Origin of the sequence: Agathobacter rectalis ATCC 33656 (assembly GCF_000020605.1) — a bacterium.
In the GTDB taxonomy this organism is placed as follows: Bacteria; Bacillota; Clostridia; order Lachnospirales; family Lachnospiraceae; genus Roseburia; species Roseburia rectalis.
This window is the reverse complement of the sequence record NC_012781.1, coordinates 2,062,330-2,081,818: the sequence shown is the minus strand read 5'-3', so window position 1 is coordinate 2,081,818 and position 19,489 is coordinate 2,062,330. Positions and strand designations below refer to the sequence as shown.

Here is a 19,489-nt window from a genome sequence, read left to right as displayed (position 1 = left end):
TTATATATGATAGAGATTACCGGATATGAGAATATTGGTAAAGGCAAATACCGCACGACCTTTGATAATGGTACGACATGTGTGTTGTATCGTACAGAGGCCGTGCGGTACTCTATTATGGAGGGAGCCTTTATCAGTGAAGCGGATTACGAAAAGCTGATAACTGAGGTGGTAGGAAAGAGAGCCAAAAAGAGAGCGCTGCATCTGCTAGAACAGATGGACAGGAGTGAAAGAAAGCTCAGGGAAAAGCTCACACAGGGCGGATATCCGGATTGCTGTGTGGATGCAGCGATAGATTATGTCAAGAGCTTTCATTATCTTGATGATTACAGATTTGCTTCCACATATGTCAGGTATCATCAGGACAGCTTAAGCCGCAGGCAGCTGGAGCAGAAGCTTATGACAAAGGGCATAGGCAGATATGATATAAATTGTGCCATAGACAGCGAATACACTGCTGATGAAGAGAAACATATAGCAAAGCTGCTTGAAAAGAAACACTATGATCCTGATAACTGTGATGAAAAGGAGTTTCGCAGGATATACCAGTTTCTTATGCGCAGGGGCTTTAAGAGCAGCCAGATTCTTTCTGCAATGAGGTCACAATTACCTTGACAATTTGCACCAAAAAGTATAGAATTTAATTGTTGTAATTTGTGAAATACAATGAAAATTTAATAAAGGAGGTGCTCCTGTAATGCTACCGTATATCATTACTGCTGTAGTTTCTATTATTATTACTGCATTGATTGTATGGTTTGCAGCCGCTTCATACGAGAAGAAATCTGCTAACTCCAAGATAGGAAATGCTGAGGAGAAGGCAAGAGGAATCATTGATGAGGCTGTAAAGACTGCGGAGGAAAAGAAGCGCGAGTCTATGCTTGAGATCAAGGAAGAGTCTATAAAGGCTAAGAATGATCTGGATAAGGAAATCAAAGAGCGTAGAAACGAGATTTCCCGTAATGAGCGTCGTATCGTTCAGAAGGAAGAAAATGTCGACAAGAAGCTCGAAGCTATCGAGAAGCGTGAAGCCGGATTTGCAGTTAAGGAAGAGGAACTCAAGAAGCAGAAGATTGAAATATCAAAGCTTAACGAGCAGCGTTTACAGGAACTTGAAAGAATCTCTGGATTAACCTCCGAGCAAGCTAAAGAATATCTCTTAAAGACCATTGAAGAAGATGTAAAACTTGATACTGCAAAAATGATTAAGGAAATGGAAAACAAAGCAAAGGAAGAGGCAAACCGTAAGGCTAAGGATTACGTGGTTACAGCTATTCAGAAATGTGCAGCAGACCATGTGTCTGAGACTACTATTTCAGTAGTATCGCTTCCGAATGATGAGATGAAGGGACGTATCATAGGAAGAGAGGGACGTAATATCCGTACTCTCGAGACTATGACAGGTGTAGATCTGATTATAGATGACACACCTGAGGCAGTTATCTTGTCAAGCTTTGATCCAATTAGAAGAGAGGTTGCAAGAATAGCTCTTGAGAAGCTTATTGTTGACGGAAGAATCCATCCGGCCCGTATAGAGGAGATGGTTGAGAAGGCTCAGAAAGAAGTCGATAATATGATTCGTGAAGAGGGTGAGGCTGCCACACTTGAGGTGGGCATACATGGTATTCACCCGGAGCTTGTGCGTCTTCTTGGAAAGATGAAGTTTAGAACAAGCTACGGTCAGAATGCGTTAAAGCATTCTATCGAGGTTGCACAGCTGACTGGCTTACTGGCTGCTGAAATTGGTGAGGATGTCAGAATGGCAAAGCGTGCAGGCTTATTACATGATATAGGTAAGGCAGTAGATCACGAGATGGAGGGTTCACATATCCAGCTCGGTGCCGAATTATGTAAGAAATACAAAGAGTCACCACTTGTGATTAATGCAGTAGAATCACATCACGGTGATGTTGAACCGGAGTCACTTATTGCATGTCTCGTGCAGGCAGCTGATACGATCAGTGCGGCACGTCCGGGTGCAAGAAGAGAGACTTTGGAGACATATTCAAATCGTCTTCAGCAGTTAGAGGACATTACAAATGGTTATAAAGGGGTAGAGAAATCTTTTGCTATTCAGGCAGGTAGAGAGATTCGTATTATGGTAGTTCCTGAGCAGGTCAGCGACGCCGACATGGTTATCATGGCTAGAGACATATCTAAGCAGATTGAGTCTGAGTTAGAGTATCCGGGTCAGATAAAGGTTAATGTAATACGTGAGTCACGTATAGTGGATTACGCAAAGTAGAGCATTAGCGTATTGTCGGTTTGACATAATAACATGTACATTTGGAAAGGCTTCTTAATGAAGCCTTTTCTTTTTTGTAAAAAATAAAAACGTAAATGCAGCCGATTTTTACAATGTAGTGCTTATGGTATGAAATAAATTATCGGTAACTGTTCATTACTACTGAAGATAATTGTATATATTGCATAAAAATATATGTATAAGATATCCTGTATTCACAAAAATAGATAATGGTACGTGACAAAATTAGTAAAATGTTATAAAATGGTAAGTGTAATATTTAGCAACTATTAAGTATTTGATGGCTGCAATATTTATAAATATTACAAGGGAGAAACTATATAAAAAATATCATATGGAGGGTTTTACAATGCAGAGATTTACATTACCAAGAGATTTATATCACGGAAAAGGTGCGCTTGAGGCATTAAAGAGCTTTGAGGGAAAGAAGGCTATTATCTGTGTGGGCGGAGGCTCAATGAAGAGATTTGGCTTTTTAGACAAAGCCGAGGCTTATTTGAAGGAAGCAGGCATGGAGGTAAAGCTTTTTGAGGGAATTGAGCCGGATCCGTCAGTTGAGACAGTCATGAAAGGTGCGGCTGCCATGGCTGAGTTTGAACCGGACTGGATTGTAGCAATTGGTGGTGGATCACCTATAGATGCAGCTAAGGCTATGTGGATTAAGTACGAGTATCCGGATATCACATTCGAGGATATGTGCAAGGTATTTGGTATTCCAAAGCTTAGAAAGAAGGCACATTTCTGTGCTATTTCATCCACATCAGGTACAGCAACTGAGGTTACTGCGTTCTCAATCATCACAGATTATGAGAAGGGTATCAAGTATCCAATCGCAGACTTTGAGATTACACCTGATGTTGCAATCGTAGACCCTGAGCTTGCAGAGACAATGCCACAGAAGCTTGTTGCACACACAGGAATGGATGCCATGACACATGCCATCGAGGCATATGTATCAACAGCCAACAGTGACTTTACAGATCCGCTTGCACTCCATGCAATAGAGATGATACAGCATGACCTGATTGATTCATACAATGGTGATATGGCAAAGAGAGATGCGATGCACAATGCGCAGTGTCTGGCAGGAATGGCATTCTCCAACGCACTACTTGGAATAGTTCATTCCATGGCACACAAGACAGGCGCAGCTTTTGCTGATTATGGTGCACATATCATCCACGGAGCAGCCAATGCCATGTATCTGCCAAAGGTTATTGCTTTTAATGCAAAGGATGAGGCAGCGAAGGAACGCTATGGCGTAATAGCAGATTTCATGAAACTGGGGGGAGAGACACTTGATGAGAAGGTTGAGCTTCTTATCAAATACTTACGTGGCATGAATGATGATCTGAATATCCCACACTGCATCAAGAATTACGGAGCAGACAGCTATCCAACAGAGCAGGGCTTTGTACCGGAGGAGGTATTCCTTGAGAGACTTCCTGAGATTGCTGCAAATGCTATCCTTGATGCTTGTACAGGCTCAAATCCTCGCCAGCCAAGCCAGGAGGAGATGGAGAAGCTTCTCAAATGCTGCTATTATGACACAGAGGTGGATTTCTAATCAAAACGGTAACTCTGAATTTATATTATTTAGAAGGTAAACAGGAAAAATGATTGATGAAATGAAACGGCAAAAAAGAGAGCTTGTATATAAGGGCTCAATACTCGATATATACAAGGATACAATGCAGTTTGCAAACGGTAAGACTGAGGAATGGGATTTTGTTTCACACAGAAAGGGCGCTGCGGCAGTGCTTCCGGTGCTTGATGACGGCAGGATAATCATGGTGCGTCAGTATAGAAATGCTCTCGAGAGGGAGACAATAGAGATTCCGGCCGGCTGCAGAGACTTTGTGGGAGAAGATACCAGACTGTGTGCAGAAAGGGAGCTTAAGGAGGAGACGGGCTACAGCTCTGATGATATCTCGTTTTTACTTTCACTTCGCACAACAGTTGCCTTTTGCGACGAAGAAGTAGATGTCTATCTTGCTAAAAACCTGAAAAAGGGCGAGCAGCATCTGGATGATGCCGAGTCAATCGATGTAGAAATATACACTCTAAAGGAGCTGTGCGACATGATTTATGCCGGAAAAATCCAGGATTCCAAAACAGTCAGTGCAGTTCTTGCTTATAGTAATATGATTAAATAATAAACCGACAAAATAATGCAAGCCACAGGATATATACTCCTGTGGCTTGTGTTTTGTAAAAAAATGTATGTATAATTTGTGGTTTAAGAATTCATTTCTGCAATGTCGTAGATAAGCTTCTTTGAATCCTCCCATCCTAGACATGGATCGGTGATGGATTTTCCGTAGACATGCTCACCAATCTTCTGGCTGCCCTCCTCGATATAGCTCTCAATCATAAGACCCTTGACAAGTGATTTGATATCAGAGGAAAGCTGTCTGTTGTGCATAACTTCCTTGGCGATACGAATCTGCTCCTTGAACTTCTTTCCGGAGTTGGAATGGTTAGTATCGATGATAGCCGCCTGGTTGACAACGTCCATCTTGTCGTACATTTCGTGCAGACGGATTAAGTCCTCGTAATGGTAGTTTGTTGTAGTGTTGCCATGCTTGCTGACAGCACCTCTTAAAACAACGTGAGTCAGAGGATTTCCTGATGTCTCAACCTCATAGCCTCTGTAAACAAAATGATGTGGGTGCTGTGCTGCGTAAACAGAATTGAGCATGACGGAAAAATCACCGCTTGTAGGGTTTTTCATGCCGCTGGCCACATCGAAGCCGCTGACGGTGAGACGATGCTGTTGATCCTCAACAGAACGAGCACCGATTGCCACATATGAGAGAAGATCCTCAACATAGCCCCAGTTCTCAGGGTAAAGCATCTCATCTGCACAGGTGAGTCCACTCTCTGCGATGGCACGGATGTGCATTTTTCTCATGGCGATAAGACCCTCAACCATGTCAGGAGCCTTCTCAGGGTCAGGCTGTGAGGCAATTCCCTTGTAGCCCTCGCCGGTTGTTCTTGGCTTGTTTGTATATACACGAGGGATGATGATTACGCGGTCCTTTACATCCTCCTGAATCTTTGTCAGACGGCTGACATAGTCACAGACTGAATCCTCGTTGTCGGCTGAACAAGGTCCGATAATGACGAGAAATCTATCATCTTTTCCGCAGATAACATCTGAAATCATTGCATCGCGCTTCGCTTTAAGCTCGGTAAGCTCCTTTGACAGAGGATATTCCTCCTTAATCTGTGCAGGAGTTGGAAGCTGGTTTAAAAATGTGAAACTCATAATACTGCTCCTTATATAAATAGTAATTGTATTAATTAAAATGGTATATTTTTATGGCATATCGGAAAAAATTTCCAATATATAATGCCCAAACAGTTAAATAATAAGATAAATGAAATATATTGTCAAATTTTTATCAATTATAATAGTATGCATAAAAAGTTATAATAAAACACTAAAAGAATATAATAAGAAAAAAGTAACATTGAAAAAAAGTAAAAGATGTGATATAAATAGTTGGTAACTTTTTTTGTGACCGTAGTTTAATGGATAAAATTCCGGACTCCGACTCCGGCGAGTGCGCGTTCGATTCGCGTCGGTCACATACTTTGATTTTGATATGTTGGGTTAATGGAGGAACCATATGAAGGACTTTTTTAACAAGGAAACATTGGATAATATAAAGCAATTTTGTGCAGAAAATAAAAAATACGTTGGAGTGGCAGGTGTACTTGTAGGACTCATACTTATACTTATAGTAGTTGTCGCAGGAGGCAATAATGACAGACAATCCAATACTGAAGCCGGATCACAGACAGAGATTTCGGTGAAGGATTTTGAGTTTGAAAAGGATTACACAAATGACGCCAAGGACGATATCAGCACATTACTTGCTGATTATTACAAGGCATACGTGGGTGATGACCTTGATACCCTTGGCAAGCTTGCGACACCTATGAGCGACAACGAGAAGAGCTATATTGGTGTTGTCAGCCAGTACTATGAGTCAGTCAATGACATCACACCTTACACCAAGAATGGCTTGAAAAAGGGAACATACTTTGTGTCTGTTAAAAACAGCATAAAGTTTACGGGAGTTGATACACAGGCACCTACACTTGACTTCTTTTATATAGAGACAGGTAAGGACGGAAAGCTCTTTATAAACAATGTATACAGTAATTTCAACAGAACATACTGCGAGAATGAACTCGATGACGATATTATGGAGCTTATTTCTAAGTATACTGCTTCATCTGAGTTTGCAGACCTGCATGAGGAGGTACAAAAGGCATATGAGCAGGCGGTCGGTTCTGATGCCAATTTAAAGACTATGCTTGAGACAACACTCACAGGTGCTATAAAGCAGTGGTACACATCGTCAGGCATTGCCAATTTAAAGAAGTCTGATGCAGACACACAGACTACAGAGGCAGATACACAGCAGGCAGATGATGCATCACAAAGTGGTGACCAGCAGACCACGGATGCAAATGCGGGCCAGACTGCAGACCAGCAGACTACAGATGCAAATGCCGGACAGACCACAGACCAGCAGACCACGGATGCTAACGCAGGACAGACCACAGACCAACAGACCACGGATACAAATGCAGCCAATCAGCAGACAGCTGAGCAGCCACAGGCACCGGCTGAGTATCAGGTAGTGACAAAGGATGTTGTAAAGGTGCGTGACGGTGCAAGCACAGATGCAAAGGAGCTTGGTCTCTTAAAGGAACAGGTAACACTTACAGCATATGGCACAGAGGGCGACTGGACTATAGTATCCTACAGCGCCGGAACAAATGGCAGAGCTTATATCAAGACAGAGAATCTCCAGACAGTAGGACAGTAAAAGCAATACAAAGTAACAGATGTGCATACAATCATAGGAAGCAACACGGAGGCTTAAAGGTCTCCGTGTTTTAATCTACATGGCAAATGGCTGCTGTAAAGAGTAGAAAAGGCTGCTGTTTGGTTTATGTATATCGGATAAAGCAATCTAAAAAGAGGATATGGTATGGAAGAAAATGGTGTAAGAATAAATAAATTCCTCAGTGAAGCGGGCGTGTGCTCAAGGCGTGAGGCAGACAGGCAGATAGAAGCCGGCAAAGTAGGAATAGACGGCGTGACAGCAAAGACAGGTGACAGAGTTCTAAAGGGACAGACTGTCACATATAATGGACAGGTAGTATCAAAGGAAGAAGAGATGATACTGATTGCCCTCAATAAGCCGGCCGGCATAGTCTGCACAGCAGAAAAAAGGGAAAAAAACAACGTGATAGATTATCTTAATTACCCAAAGCGCATTTATCCAATTGGCAGGCTGGATAAGGATTCAGAGGGACTTTTACTTCTGACCAACAATGGCGAGATAGTAAATAAGATGATGCGCTCCGGCAACAGACACGAAAAAGAGTATATTGTCACAGTAAACAAAACAATATCTGACAGCTTCATAAGAGGGCTCGCAGGAGGTGTACCGCTTGTAGAGCTTGGTGTGACAACCAGAAAGTGCCATGTGAAAAAGCTGTCCTCAAAGCAGTTTAAGATTATTCTGACACAGGGCTACAACAGACAGATAAGACGGATGTGTGAATACTTTGGCTACCGTGTGGTTAAGCTTGAGAGAGTGAGAATCATGAATATTGAGCTTGGTGACCTGCCAAGAGGAAAGTACAGGGCGGTGACACCACTTGAATACAAGGGGCTCAAAAGACTGATTGCGGATTCCTCGAATCAGCCGGTTATACCTGATACGAATAAGGATCATTCTGATAAGAAATATACGGATAAGAAACATACGGATAAGAAATATCAGGATAGAAGAGCAAAGTAAAGCAGACAGGGGATTATTACAGCATGGAGAATAACAAAATAAAAGATAAGATAGATGAGCTTGTTGAAAGTCTTAACCGCGCGTCAAAAGCTTACTACAACGGCGCAGATGAAATAATGCCAAACTACGAGTGGGATGCAATGTTTGATGAGCTTACACAGCTTGAAAAAGAGACAGGATATATCCGCCATGACAGTCCGACACAGAATGCAGGCTATGAGGCAGAGGCTGGAAATCGTGAGCCGCATGAGTATCCGGCACTTTCACTTGCCAAGACAAAGAGCATTGAGGAGCTTAAGAAATGGGCAGGTGATATGCCAATCTGGCTTTCATGGAAGCTTGACGGACTGACACTCGTGCTCACATATGACGGTGGCAGGCTTGTGAAAATACTGACGAGAGGAAATGGAACTGTAGGAAGTAACATCACCTTTTTGCAGGATGCCATAAGCGGCTTCCCAAAGGAGATACCATACAAGGGACATATGGTTGTAAGAGGGGAAGCGACAATTTCCTACACGGATTTTAAGCTGTTAAATGATACAATCGAGGACGATGATGAGAAATATGCCAATCCAAGGAACCTTGCATCCGGTACATTAAATCTCGATGATGTGGAAGAAGTGAAGCGCAGACATGTAGTGTTTTATGCGTTTACACTCGTGCATATAGATGATGATATCATATCATGGGGAGATAGAATGAGCTATCTTAGTGATATGAAATTCAATGTTGTCAAAAGGGAGGCAACAGATGCGGCAGGCCTTGATGAGGCTGTAAAACGCTGGACAAGGGATGTCGAGAGTGGCAGGATGGATGTGCCTGTGGACGGACTTGTCATATGCTATGATGACACTGCCTACGCTGCAGGCGGAAGCGTCACAGGGCATCATGCTACGAGAGCCGGCTTTGCTTTCAAGTGGCAGGATGAGGCAGTAGATACGAGACTTCGCTATATTGAATGGTCGTGTGCGGTTTCGACAATATCGCCGGTGGCTGTTTTTGAGCCGGTGCAGATAGAGGGTACGACGGTTTCGAGAGCTTCGCTTTGCAATCTGACTGAAATAGAAAGGCTTGGAGTGGGAAAAGAGTGTACACTTTCCGTGATAAAAGCCAACAAGATTATTCCGAAATGCATAGCTGTAAAGGATGCGGTGGGAGAAGTTGAGATACCGAAGGAATGTCCGGTGTGTCATCATCCGACACGCATATTTGTGAGTAAAAACAGCGGTGTGAAGACGCTGCATTGTACAAATCCTGACTGTACAGCCAAGAATGTTAAAAAGTTTTCAAGATTTGTCAGCAAAAGCGGAATGGATATAGATGGACTTTCGGTACAGACAATGCTAAAATTTATAAATGAGGGATTCATAAAACAGTTCCCTGACATATACCATCTGCCCGAGCATTTTGATAAGATAAGCAGCATGGAAGGCTTTGGAGAAAAATCATGCATGAATATGCAGACTGCCATCGAAAAAAGCAGACATGTTCACCCGGTCAATCTGATATTTGCACTCTGTATACCTCTTATAGGTACCGATGCAGGCAAGAAGATTGTCAACGCAATAGGCTTTGATGGCTTCGCGGACAGAATGAGAAATGCCACAGATTTTGTGGATATAGACGGTATAGGCCAGGAAAAGTCAGGCTCCATACTTGAATGGTATGCAAATCCCCAAAACAGTACGATGTTTGAAGCACTGATTAAGGAGCTTGACATAGAAAAGGTCGATATAAAGGATATGTCTGAGGGAAGCTTAAACGGCAAGACCTTTGTTATCACAGGCGATGTACATGATTTTGCCAACAGAAGCGAGTTTAAGGCCTATGTGGAGTCACAGGGCGGCAAGGTGACAGGAAGCGTGTCAAAAAAGACAGACTATCTGGTAAACAACGACACTGAATCTACTTCATCAAAAAATAAAAAAGCAAAAGAATTAGGAATACCTATCATCTCGGAGGATACATTTATAGAGATGTTTGGGCGTTAGAAAAGAGGTTATAAAATGCCTATAAAGACACAAAATGATTTACCTGTAAAGGAAATACTTGAGAGAGAAAATATATTTGTGATGGACGAAAACAGGGCATCACATCAGAACATCAGACAGCTGGAGATTGCGATTGTAAATCTCATGCCATTAAAGGAGGACACAGAGCTTCAGATACTGCGCTCGCTGTCAAATACCCCTATACAGGTCAATGTAACGTTTGTGACCACATCTACTCACGAGGCCACTCACACATCACTCAGTCATCTGAACAAATTTTACGAGACCTTTGATGATATAAAGGACAGATACTTTGATGGCATGATAATCACAGGGGCACCGGTTGAACTTATGGAATACGAGGAGGTAGACTACTGGGATGAGATATGCAGTATAATGGAGTGGAGCAAGACACATGCTTTCTCCACACTTCATCTGTGCTGGGGTGCACAGGCAGGATTATATTATCACTACGGCATACCAAAGCGTGTGCTTCCAAAGAAGAAATTTGGTGTGTATGCGCACCGTGTAAAGAACAGAAAAATCCCACTTGTCAGAGGCTTCGATGACGTGTTTTACGCACCACACTCAAGGCATACCGAGGTCTTAAAGGAGGATATATTAAAGCATCCTGAGCTTACCATACTTGCGGAGTCGGATGATGCCGGAGTATTCCTTCTGATGGATCAGGACGGTAAAAAGATTTTTGTGATGGGACATCCTGAGTATGACAGATATACTCTTCACAATGAGTACGAGAGGGATAAGAAAAAGGGGCTTGATATAGATATGCCGGTGAATTACTATCCGGATAATGATGATACACAAAAGCCGCTTTTACAGTGGCGGTCGCACGGCAATATACTTTATTCCAACTGGCTTAATTATTATGTGTACCAGGAAGTGCCGTACGAGTTCATAAACAACCGCGAGATAATTGGAAAATAATGACAAAAATTATAGTATTTTTTAGTTAATTTTGAATTGCATAAATGCCAAAGTGTGGTAAAATATAACTATAAACCATTATAAAAAACCAAAATAATTGCAAAAGCTAACAAAAATTTAATAAAATTAAATAAGGGGATTTTAATATGGCAAAAGAGCTAGTTGCGATGCTTCTTGCCGGTGGTCAGGGCTCCAGACTTTATGCACTGACGCAGAAACTTGCAAAGCCGGCAGTTCCGTTTGGAGGCAAATACAGAATTATTGATTTTCCGCTTTCTAATTGTGTTAATTCAGGTATAGATACAGTTGGTATATTGACACAGTACCAGCCGTTTGTGCTGAATGAGTACATAGGAAATGGACAGCCATGGGATCTTGATAGATTATATGGAGGAGTGCATGTACTGCCACCGTATCAGAAGGCTTCAGGCTCAGACTGGTACAAGGGAACAGCCAATGCGATTTATCAGAATATTGCATTTATCGAGAGATATGATCCTGAGTATGTTATCATACTTTCAGGAGATCAGATTTGTAAGCAGGATTACAGCGATTTCCTTAAGTTCCATAAGGAGAAAAATGCTGAGTTTTCTGTAGCGGTTATGGAGGTTCCATGGGAGGATGCATCACGTTTCGGTCTCATGGTAGCAGATGATGACGACAAGATCACAGAGTTTCAGGAGAAGCCAAAGAATCCTAAGTCTAATCTTGCATCCATGGGTATTTATATCTTCAATTGGGATATACTTAAGAAGTATCTTATCGAGGATGAAAATGATCCGGATTCAGAGAATGATTTCGGTAACAATATCATTCCAAATCTTTTGAGGGATGGCCGTAGGATGTATGCATACCACTTTAATGGATACTGGAAGGATGTAGGAACAATACCTGCACTCTGGGAGGCAAACATGGAGGTGCTTGATCCTGAGCACAGCGGTATCAACTTATTCGATGAGAACTGGAAGATATACAGCCGTAACAGCGGTCATACAGGACATTTCATCAGCAACAGCGCAGAGGTTACAGACTCTATGATTACCGATGGCTGTGTAGTGAAGGGCACAGTAAAGCATTCAATTCTTTTTGGCGGTGTCGTCGTAGAAGAGGGCGCTGTGGTAGAGGATGCAGTTGTCATGGGTGATACTGTGATAAAAAGAGGCGCTAAGGTTACACACTGTATAGTTGCAGAGGGTGTTACAGTAGGCTGTGATGCAGTTATTGGAGAAAAGCCGGCGGAGGACGTGACAGGTGATGTTGCTACAATTGCACCGGGAGTTACAATTGGCGACAGAGCGGTTATAGGACCAAAGGCGATGGTATATAATGATGTTGAGGAGGGCCAGGAACAATGCTAAACATGAACAACGAAGAGGCTTTGGCCGTTATTTTTGCAAACAGCTACGATGCCCTCATTCCTGAGATGGTATCCGAGAGACTTATGGCTTCCATTCCGTTTGCAGGTCGTTACAGACTCTGTGATTTCCTGATTTCAAGCATGGTACATAGCGGAATCGACAATATATCTCTCATAGTTAAGAAGAACTATCACTCTCTGATGGATCACCTGGGCTCAGGTCAGGAGTTTGATCTTGCAAGAAAAAATGGTGGTATCAATATAGTTCCGCCTTATGCACAGAAGCAGATTAAGGTGTATGAGGGCCGTGTTGAGGCAATCGAAAGCCTTAAGGGCTATCTGAGAAAGTGCACTCAGAAGTATGTTATCATGGCTGATGCCAACTATGTATTCAATTTTGATTTCAGGGAGCTGATTGAGGCACATAAGAACACAGGGGCTGATATCACTGCAATGTACCGCAAGCAGGAGGTACCGAAGGTATTCTTAAGACCAAACGGCAACAATGATGAGATGTACTATACATTTGATATAGATGATGGACGTATCAAAAAGATATATATCAATGACAGGGATATGGGCAAGGTAAACTTTGGCATGAATATCTATATCATGGAGAAGGAGAAGCTCATTAGAATAGTGGATGACGCTTTTGTACATGGTTATTCTTATTTTACAAGGGATCTGATGGCTACAAACACTGATTCACTCAATATCCAGGCATATGAGTACACAGGCTATGCTTCACAGATTACAGATATGAAGAGCTATTTCGAGGAGAATATGAAGCTCCTTGATGAGGATAACAGGAAAGCATTGTTTAAGAGTGGCAATTCTATCTATACAAAGATCAGGGATGATAATCCTACAAGATACATAAATGGCTCAAAAGCCAAGAATGTCATGGTTGCTGATGGCTGTGTCATCGAGGGTACCGTGGAGAACAGCATCCTATCAAGAGGCGTCAAGATAGGAAAGAATGCAAAGGTCAAGAACTGCATCCTGCTACAGGATACGGTGATTGAGGATGGCGCCAATCTGGAGTACGTGATCACAGACAAGAATGTTCGCGTATCAAGAAATAGATCACTTACGGGAAATGACTCATTCCAGGTTTACGTGGCAAAGGGACAGACCGTATAGCCGGTTAAGGAGGAACATGGACATGGCAGAGAATAGAAACACAATAAATATCAAATCAGATGAGTCTGGCGAGATCAAGGTAGCAGATGAGGTTGTAGCTATCATAGCAGGTCTTGCTGCTACTGAGGTTGAGGGAGTAAGCTCCATGGCAGGCAATATCACAAACGAGATTGTCAGCAGGCTCGGTATGAAGAATCTCTCAAAGGGAATTCAGATTGAGATAGCAGACAATGAGGTAGTGGTTGATGTAGCACTCAATATTGCTTATGGATACAGCATCCCTGAGGTTTCTACAAAGGTACAGGAGAAGGTTAAGTCTGCAATTGAGACAATGACAGGGCTTTCTGTGGCTACTATCAATGTTCGTATAGCAAGTGTTGATATGGGAGAGAATTAAATAGTTCTTTTTAAATGATCACAAATGTAGTATAATTAAGGATGTCGTACAGACATCCTTAATTTATATAAAATACTATTCACGAGAGGAATTTAAATGACAAGAAGCAAGATAAGAGAAAACGTTTTTAAGATGCTTTTCAGGGTTGAGTTTCATGACAAGTCTGAGCTTGCAGAGCAGATGGAGCTTTTAAATGATGAGCTTACAAATCCTACAGACGAGGAAAGACAGTATATTGATGAAAAATGCAGTGCGATTATTGAGCATATGGCAGAGCTTGATGCACTCATCGATGAGAAGTCTACAGGCTGGAAGACCAATCGTATGGCAAAGGTTGATCTGGCAATTATCAGATTGGCAGTTTATGAGATAAAGTTTGAGGACGATATTCCTACAAAGGTTTCAATAAATGAGGCTGTTGAGCTTGCAAAGAAGTATGGTGCAGATGAGTCAGGTGCATTTGTAAACGGAGTGCTTGCAAAGTTTGCATAGCTTAAGAGGAACAGCGATATAGAGCATTAAACATGGCAAATAGAAATATATATTCGGTAGCGCAAGTAAATAGCTATATTAAAAATATGTTCGCTCAGGATTTTATGCTCAGACAGGTGAGCATAAAGGGAGAGGTGAGCAACTGCAAGTATCACACGAGCGGTCATATTTATTTCACAATAAAGGACGCGGGAGCAGCCATGAACGCTATCATGTTTGCGGGCAGCAGGGCGGCAGGACTTTCTTTCCACATGAAGGAGGGGGACCAGGTTATTGTGACAGGTTCCGTTGAGGTGTATGAGAAGACCGGCGCATATCAGCTTTATGCCAAAAAGATAGAGCTTGACGGAGAGGGCAATCTGTATCTCAAATTCGAGCAGCTAAAGCATGAGCTTGAGGAGATGGGCATGTTTGCGGCAGAGTACAAGCAGCCCATTCCGCAGTATGCCGGACGTATTGGTGTGGTTACAGCACCGACAGGCGCGGCCGTGCAGGATATAAGGAATGTATCATCGCGCAGAAATCCATATGTACAGGTCATACTTTATCCGGCACTTGTGCAGGGAGAGGGTGCGGCTAATAGCATAGTGAAGGGCATACAGACATTGGATGCGATGAATCTTGATGTGATAATAGTCGGCAGAGGCGGAGGCTCCATAGAGGATTTATGGGCCTTTAATGAGGAGATTGTGGCGAGAGCCATATTTGACTGCCGCACGCCAATCATCTCGGCAGTAGGTCATGAGACCGACTGGACGATAGCGGATTTTGTGTCAGACAGGAGAGCACCCACACCTTCAGCGGCTGCAGAGCTTGCAGTCAGTGACTACAGACAGACGTTAGAGCGCCTTGACAATCTGTGCCGCAGGATGGACAGAAATCTGACAGGACGGATTGATTTTTTCAGGGAAAAGCTGTCACATATTAAAACAAGACTTAATTTCCTTAGTCCACAGAATAAACTAAATGAGAATAAAAGGCGTCTGGCAGATATCGAGGATGCACTTGAAAGGATTATGAAGCAGAGGCTTTCGGATTGCAGACAGCGTCTGGCACTGCTTTCAGGTACACTGGATGCATATTCACCGGCCAAAAAGCTGGCACAGGGCTATGCGTATGTCGAGGTGGAAAAGAAGGGGGCACTGCACAGTGTATCCGATATCAATGCAGGCGATGACATAAATATATATCTGATAGACGGTCATGCAAGGGCCGTAGTTTCGGAGGTTATTAACGATGAGCAAAGAAAATGAAAAAACACTGACACTCGAGGAACGCTTTGCACACTTAGAGCAGATAGTGGCGAGGATGGAGGATGCGGATGTATCCCTGGATGAGGCCTTTGAGCTCTACAAGAAGGGGCTTGATGAGGTAAAGAGTGCCAATGATATGGTACAGGGCATGGAAAAGGCCATGCTTGTGCTAAACAGCGACGGACAACTGGAGGAATTCTGATGAGCTTAAATGGGAATTTAAATAAGTCACAATTCATGGAAGAGCTGCAGCAAAAGGTAGAGCATATAAATAACGTGCTTGAGAAGTTTCTTCCCGTTGAGGAGGGACAGCAGAGGATTATTTTTGAGGCCATGAACTATAGTGTGAGAGCCGGTGGAAAGAGGCTTCGCCCTATCCTCATGGAAGAGACTTACCATATGTTTGGCGGAAGCAGTGCAGTGATTGAGCCATTTATGGCGGCAATCGAGATGATACACACCTACTCGCTGGTGCATGATGACCTGCCTGCCATGGACAATGATGAGTACAGGCGTGGAAAGAAGACCACACATGCTGTGTACGGTGAGGCTATGGGCATTCTTGCAGGTGATGCACTTTTAAACCTGGCATATGAGACCGCAGCAAAGGCTTTTGACATGGAAGTGGCTGATACGCGTGTGGCAAGGGCATTTGCGGTGCTTGCAAAAAAAGCAGGCGTGTATGGCATGGTCGGAGGACAGGTGGTTGATGTGGAAAGCGAGAAATCCGATGACTGTTCTATCACAAGGGAAAAGCTTGACTTTATCTACAGGCTTAAGACAGGCGCACTTATAGAGAGCTCGATGATGATAGGTGCAATCCTTGCAGGGGCGTCGTCTGATGAGGTATCACGCGTTGAGCAGATAGCGGCAAAGCTGGGGCTTGCGTTTCAGATACAGGATGATGTGCTTGATGTCACAAGTACACTTGAGGTGCTTGGAAAGCCGGTAGGCAGTGACGAGAAAAATAATAAAGCGACATATGTCACATTTGAGGGATTGGATAAAGTGGTTTCTGATGTGGAGCGCATCTCCAAGGAGGCAGAGGAGCAGCTTGATGATTTGGGATACGACGATGCATTTCTTAAGGAGCTATTTGAATATTTGATCCATCGGGAGAAATAAGATGGTTTTAGAAAAGATACAAAAGGAAAATGATATAAAAAAACTGACACCTGAGGAGCTTGAGCTGTTAAAGGAGGAAATCAGGCAGTTTCTTATAGAGAGCATATCGGTGACAGGAGGTCATCTGGCATCAAACCTCGGAGTTGTGGAGCTTACCATGGCGCTGCATCTGTGCTTTAATCTGCCGAAGGATAAGATAGTGTGGGATGTAGGGCATCAGTCGTACACACACAAGATACTCACCGGCAGAAAGGATGGATTTTCATCGCTCAGACAGTATGGAGGCATGAGTGGCTTCCCAAAGGCGGATGAGAGCGACTGTGACTGCTTTAATACAGGACACAGCTCCACATCCATCTCAGCGGGACTTGGGCTTGCGACAGCCAGACAGGTAACAGGAGAAGACTACCACGTGGTTTCTGTAATAGGAGACGGTGCGCTGACCGGAGGCATGGCATATGAGGCGCTCAACAACGCTTCAAGCGTTAAAGGCAATTTTATTATAGTGTTAAACGACAACAATATGTCGATTTCAGAGAACGTCGGGGGCATCAGCCAGTATCTTTCAGGCTTTCGCACAGCGGATGCATACAGGGATTTAAAGAATAATGTTATGAATTCCCTAAACCATATACCAATCTACGGAGAGCGTATGGTAAAGCATATCAGGAATACAAAGAGCAGCATAAAGCAGCTTTTTATTCCGGGTATGTTCTTTGAGGAGATGGGCATCATCTATTTGGGACCTGTGGATGGCAGTGATATAAAGGAAATGTGCCGTGTGTTTGATGAGGCAAAGCGTGTGGATGGTCCGGTGCTTGTGCATGTGCTCACGAAAAAAGGAGCAGGCTATGGCCCGGCTGAGCGTTATCCTTCCAGATTTCACGGTGCAGAGCCGTTTGTTATAGAGACAGGGCTTCCAAAGAATAAGCGCACGAAGGCCAATTACACAGATGTTTTCTCAACAGTCATGAAGAAGCTGGGCGAGAGAAACCCAAAGGTAGTTGCGATAACGGCTGCCATGGCGGATGGAACAGGGCTTCGCAGATTCCACCGCAATTTCCCGGATAGATTTTTTGATGTGGGAATAGCCGAGGCACATGCCACGACCTTTGCGGCAGGGCTTGCAAAGGCAGGACTTATCCCGGTATTTGCGGTGTACTCGTCATTTTTACAAAGGGCGTTTGACCAGATACTTCACGATGTGTGCATACAGAATCTGCATGTCATCTTTGCAATCGACAGGGCAGGGCTTGTAGGCAGTGACGGAGAGACACATCAGGGAATATTTGACATATCATATCTGTCGGTCATCCCGAATATGACAATCATGGCTCCGAAGAATAAGTGGGAGCTGTCTGATATGATGAAGTTTGCAGTGACATATGACGGTCCGATTGCACTCAGATATCCAAGAGGGGCAGCCTATGACGGCCTTAAGGAAATCAGACAGCCGATAGAGCTTGCAAAGAGTGAGCTAATCAGAAAAGGAAGCACGGTGGCTATCATGGCACTCGGCAGTATGGTAAAGACTGCCGTTGATGTAGTAAAGCTGCTTGAGGCAGAGGGAATCTCTGCTACACTTATCAATGCGCGTTTTGCAATGCCTTTTGATAAGAAAGCAATTAAGGAACTGCCGTCTGAACACAGCCTGCTTGTGACTATGGAGGAAAACGTGCAAAGCGGCGGTTTTGGTGAGCATGTGACGGAGTATGTCAAGACTAACGGCATAGCTCTTGAGGTGTTGACAGTTGCACTTCCTGACTGCTATGTGGAGCATGGCAATGTCGAGGTGCTCAAAAATGAGCTGCATGTGGATGCCGAATCGGTGGCTAAGCGTATAATAGCAGCATTATAGATAGAGGTAACATACAGTATGAAAGAAAGATTAGACGTATTACTTGTAAACAGAGGCCTTGCACCATCACGGGAAAAAGCAAAGACCATGATTATGGAGGGCAATGTTTTTGTAAATAACAACCGTGAGGATAAGGCAGGAAGCACATTTCCTGATGACTGCAATATTGAGATTCATGGAAAGACACTGCAGTATGTGAGCCGTGGAGGTCTAAAGCTTGAAAAGGCTATGAAGCACTTTGATATCACGATGGATGGCAAGGTGTGCATGGATATAGGTGCTTCAACAGGCGGTTTTACAGACTGTATGCTTCAAAATGGTGCTAAAAAGGTGTATGCCGTGGATGTCGGATATGGCCAGTTTGCATGGAAGCTGCGTCAGGATGAGCGCGTGGTGTGCATGGAAAAGACCAATATCAGGTATGTGACGCCCAATGACATAGATGATGAGCTGGATTTTGCATCGGTTGATGTGTCATTCATATCACTTACCAAGGTGTTAGGTCCTGCAAGAGCACTGTTAAAGGACGGTGGAGAGATGGTTTGTCTTATCAAGCCACAGTTTGAGGCAGGCAGGGAAAAGGTAGGTAAAAAGGGCGTGGTCCGTGACAAGAGCGTGCATGAGGAGGTAGTGAACAATATCATATCCTTTGCACTTTCAAATGGATTTAGCGTGTTAGACCTTGAGTATTCGCCAATCAAGGGGCCGGAGGGCAATATAGAGTACCTCGTACATATCAAAAAGACAGATGATCCTATAAAGGAGGAATCAGTGGATATTCATAGTGTGGTCGAGGCCGCGCATGGAGAGCTGGACAGGAAATAG

Annotated in this window: 18 protein-coding genes and 1 tRNA gene; 18 read left to right on the top strand and 1 reads right to left on the bottom strand. The window is 43.5% G+C overall.

All coding sequences use genetic code 11. The features are described from left to right. Positions 1-6 precede the first annotated feature (6 nt). The 4 genes from EUBREC_RS10045 to EUBREC_RS10030 all read left to right on the top strand — a co-directional run bounded on the left by EUBREC_RS10045 (position 7) and on the right by EUBREC_RS10030 (position 4,422). Positions 7-615, top strand: a complete 609-nt coding sequence (locus tag EUBREC_RS10045; protein WP_012743061.1) for a regulatory protein RecX — start codon at positions 7-9, stop codon at positions 613-615. 82 nt (positions 616-697) lie between these two features. Beyond that, entirely contained in the window at positions 698-2,245 is a 1,548-nt protein-coding gene (gene rny, locus EUBREC_RS10040) for a ribonuclease Y (protein WP_012743060.1), read from the top strand. A 370-nt stretch (positions 2,246-2,615) separates the two neighbouring features. After that, positions 2,616-3,833 (top strand): iron-containing alcohol dehydrogenase, encoded by a 1,218-nt coding sequence (locus EUBREC_RS10035; protein ID WP_041254116.1) that lies wholly within the window; start codon positions 2,616-2,618, stop codon positions 3,831-3,833. 49 nt (positions 3,834-3,882) lie between these two features. Beyond that, on the top strand, positions 3,883-4,422 hold the full coding sequence (locus EUBREC_RS10030) for an NUDIX domain-containing protein (protein WP_012743058.1): 540 nt from the start codon (positions 3,883-3,885) through the stop codon (positions 4,420-4,422). 83 nt (positions 4,423-4,505) lie between these two features. Here EUBREC_RS10030 and EUBREC_RS10025 read toward each other — a convergent pair whose 3' ends face one another. After that, the gene (locus EUBREC_RS10025; protein ID WP_012743057.1) at positions 4,506-5,537 is read right to left on the bottom strand and encodes a 3-deoxy-7-phosphoheptulonate synthase; all 1,032 of its coding nucleotides are present in this window, start codon (positions 5,535-5,537) and stop codon (positions 4,506-4,508) included. Positions 5,538-5,789: 252 nt separating this feature from the next. Here EUBREC_RS10025 and EUBREC_RS10020 point away from each other — a divergent pair. The 14 genes from EUBREC_RS10020 to EUBREC_RS09955 all read left to right on the top strand — a co-directional run bounded on the left by EUBREC_RS10020 (position 5,790) and on the right by EUBREC_RS09955 (position 19,489). Further along, positions 5,790-5,862: transfer RNA gene (locus EUBREC_RS10020), tRNA-Arg, on the top strand. A 39-nt stretch (positions 5,863-5,901) separates the two neighbouring features. Continuing rightward, a complete protein-coding gene (locus EUBREC_RS10015) occupies positions 5,902-7,113 on the top strand; it encodes an SH3 domain-containing protein (protein ID WP_012743055.1) in 1,212 nt (403 codons plus the stop codon). 165 nt (positions 7,114-7,278) lie between these two features. Beyond that, entirely contained in the window at positions 7,279-8,097 is an 819-nt protein-coding gene (rluF, locus tag EUBREC_RS10010) for a 23S rRNA pseudouridine(2604) synthase RluF (RefSeq protein WP_012743054.1), read from the top strand. Positions 8,098-8,120: 23 nt separating this feature from the next. After that, complete coding sequence (ligA, locus tag EUBREC_RS10005; RefSeq protein ID WP_012743053.1) at positions 8,121-10,091, top strand: NAD-dependent DNA ligase LigA; 1,971 nt, start codon at positions 8,121-8,123, stop codon at positions 10,089-10,091. Between the two features lie 15 nt (positions 10,092-10,106). Continuing rightward, positions 10,107-11,039 carry a homoserine O-acetyltransferase MetA gene (metA, locus tag EUBREC_RS10000; RefSeq protein WP_012743052.1) on the top strand — a complete coding sequence of 311 codons (933 nt, stop codon included), beginning with the start codon at positions 10,107-10,109 and terminating at the stop codon, positions 11,037-11,039. Positions 11,040-11,185: 146 nt separating this feature from the next. Continuing rightward, the gene (locus EUBREC_RS09995) at positions 11,186-12,397 is read left to right on the top strand and encodes a glucose-1-phosphate adenylyltransferase (protein WP_012743051.1); all 1,212 of its coding nucleotides are present in this window, start codon (positions 11,186-11,188) and stop codon (positions 12,395-12,397) included. Beyond that, positions 12,391-13,539: a glucose-1-phosphate adenylyltransferase subunit GlgD gene (gene glgD / locus EUBREC_RS09990; protein WP_012743050.1), complete on the top strand. Its 1,149-nt coding sequence runs from the start codon at positions 12,391-12,393 to the stop codon at positions 13,537-13,539. Before EUBREC_RS09995 ends, glgD begins: the two co-directional genes overlap by 7 nt. Positions 13,540-13,561: 22 nt before the next feature. Then, positions 13,562-13,936: an Asp23/Gls24 family envelope stress response protein gene (locus EUBREC_RS09985; protein ID WP_015516688.1), complete on the top strand. Its 375-nt coding sequence runs from the start codon at positions 13,562-13,564 to the stop codon at positions 13,934-13,936. A 96-nt stretch (positions 13,937-14,032) separates the two neighbouring features. Continuing rightward, positions 14,033-14,428: a transcription antitermination factor NusB gene (gene nusB / locus EUBREC_RS09980; protein ID WP_012743048.1), complete on the top strand. Its 396-nt coding sequence runs from the start codon at positions 14,033-14,035 to the stop codon at positions 14,426-14,428. A 32-nt stretch (positions 14,429-14,460) separates the two neighbouring features. Next, positions 14,461-15,681, top strand: coding sequence for an exodeoxyribonuclease VII large subunit (gene xseA, locus EUBREC_RS09975; protein ID WP_012743047.1), 1,221 nt, complete (start codon positions 14,461-14,463; stop codon positions 15,679-15,681). Beyond that, complete coding sequence (gene xseB, locus EUBREC_RS09970) at positions 15,665-15,883, top strand: exodeoxyribonuclease VII small subunit (protein WP_012743046.1); 219 nt, start codon at positions 15,665-15,667, stop codon at positions 15,881-15,883. The genes xseA and xseB overlap by 17 nt, the downstream gene beginning before the upstream one ends. Next, the gene (locus EUBREC_RS09965) at positions 15,883-16,806 is read left to right on the top strand and encodes a polyprenyl synthetase family protein (protein WP_012743045.1); all 924 of its coding nucleotides are present in this window, start codon (positions 15,883-15,885) and stop codon (positions 16,804-16,806) included. Before xseB ends, EUBREC_RS09965 begins: the two co-directional genes overlap by 1 nt. Before the next feature lies 1 nt (position 16,807). After that, positions 16,808-18,664 (top strand): 1-deoxy-D-xylulose-5-phosphate synthase, encoded by a 1,857-nt coding sequence (gene dxs, locus EUBREC_RS09960; protein ID WP_012743044.1) that lies wholly within the window; start codon positions 16,808-16,810, stop codon positions 18,662-18,664. A gap of 18 nt (positions 18,665-18,682) precedes the next feature. After that, positions 18,683-19,489, top strand: a complete 807-nt coding sequence (locus tag EUBREC_RS09955; protein ID WP_012743043.1) for a TlyA family RNA methyltransferase — start codon at positions 18,683-18,685, stop codon at positions 19,487-19,489.

What these genes read in the sequence shown, in the direction of transcription:
- EUBREC_RS10045 (WP_012743061.1), top strand. Translation starts at nt 7, where the DNA reads ATGATAGAGATTACCGGATATGAGAATATTGGTAAAGGCAAATACCGC.
- rny (WP_012743060.1), top strand. Translation starts at nt 698, where the DNA reads ATGCTACCGTATATCATTACTGCTGTAGTTTCTATTATTATTACTGCA.
- EUBREC_RS10035 (WP_041254116.1), top strand. Translation starts at nt 2,616, where the DNA reads ATGCAGAGATTTACATTACCAAGAGATTTATATCACGGAAAAGGTGCG.
- EUBREC_RS10030 (WP_012743058.1), top strand. Translation starts at nt 3,883, where the DNA reads ATGATTGATGAAATGAAACGGCAAAAAAGAGAGCTTGTATATAAGGGC.
- EUBREC_RS10025 (WP_012743057.1), bottom strand. Translation starts at nt 5,537, where the DNA reads ATGAGTTTCACATTTTTAAACCAGCTTCCAACTCCTGCACAGATTAAG.
- EUBREC_RS10015 (WP_012743055.1), top strand. Translation starts at nt 5,902, where the DNA reads ATGAAGGACTTTTTTAACAAGGAAACATTGGATAATATAAAGCAATTT.
- rluF (WP_012743054.1), top strand. Translation starts at nt 7,279, where the DNA reads ATGGAAGAAAATGGTGTAAGAATAAATAAATTCCTCAGTGAAGCGGGC.
- ligA (WP_012743053.1), top strand. Translation starts at nt 8,121, where the DNA reads ATGGAGAATAACAAAATAAAAGATAAGATAGATGAGCTTGTTGAAAGT.
- metA (WP_012743052.1), top strand. Translation starts at nt 10,107, where the DNA reads ATGCCTATAAAGACACAAAATGATTTACCTGTAAAGGAAATACTTGAG.
- EUBREC_RS09995 (WP_012743051.1), top strand. Translation starts at nt 11,186, where the DNA reads ATGGCAAAAGAGCTAGTTGCGATGCTTCTTGCCGGTGGTCAGGGCTCC.
- glgD (WP_012743050.1), top strand. Translation starts at nt 12,391, where the DNA reads ATGCTAAACATGAACAACGAAGAGGCTTTGGCCGTTATTTTTGCAAAC.
- EUBREC_RS09985 (WP_015516688.1), top strand. Translation starts at nt 13,562, where the DNA reads ATGGCAGAGAATAGAAACACAATAAATATCAAATCAGATGAGTCTGGC.
- nusB (WP_012743048.1), top strand. Translation starts at nt 14,033, where the DNA reads ATGACAAGAAGCAAGATAAGAGAAAACGTTTTTAAGATGCTTTTCAGG.
- xseA (WP_012743047.1), top strand. Translation starts at nt 14,461, where the DNA reads ATGGCAAATAGAAATATATATTCGGTAGCGCAAGTAAATAGCTATATT.
- xseB (WP_012743046.1), top strand. Translation starts at nt 15,665, where the DNA reads ATGAGCAAAGAAAATGAAAAAACACTGACACTCGAGGAACGCTTTGCA.
- EUBREC_RS09965 (WP_012743045.1), top strand. Translation starts at nt 15,883, where the DNA reads ATGAGCTTAAATGGGAATTTAAATAAGTCACAATTCATGGAAGAGCTG.
- dxs (WP_012743044.1), top strand. Translation starts at nt 16,808, where the DNA reads ATGGTTTTAGAAAAGATACAAAAGGAAAATGATATAAAAAAACTGACA.
- EUBREC_RS09955 (WP_012743043.1), top strand. Translation starts at nt 18,683, where the DNA reads ATGAAAGAAAGATTAGACGTATTACTTGTAAACAGAGGCCTTGCACCA.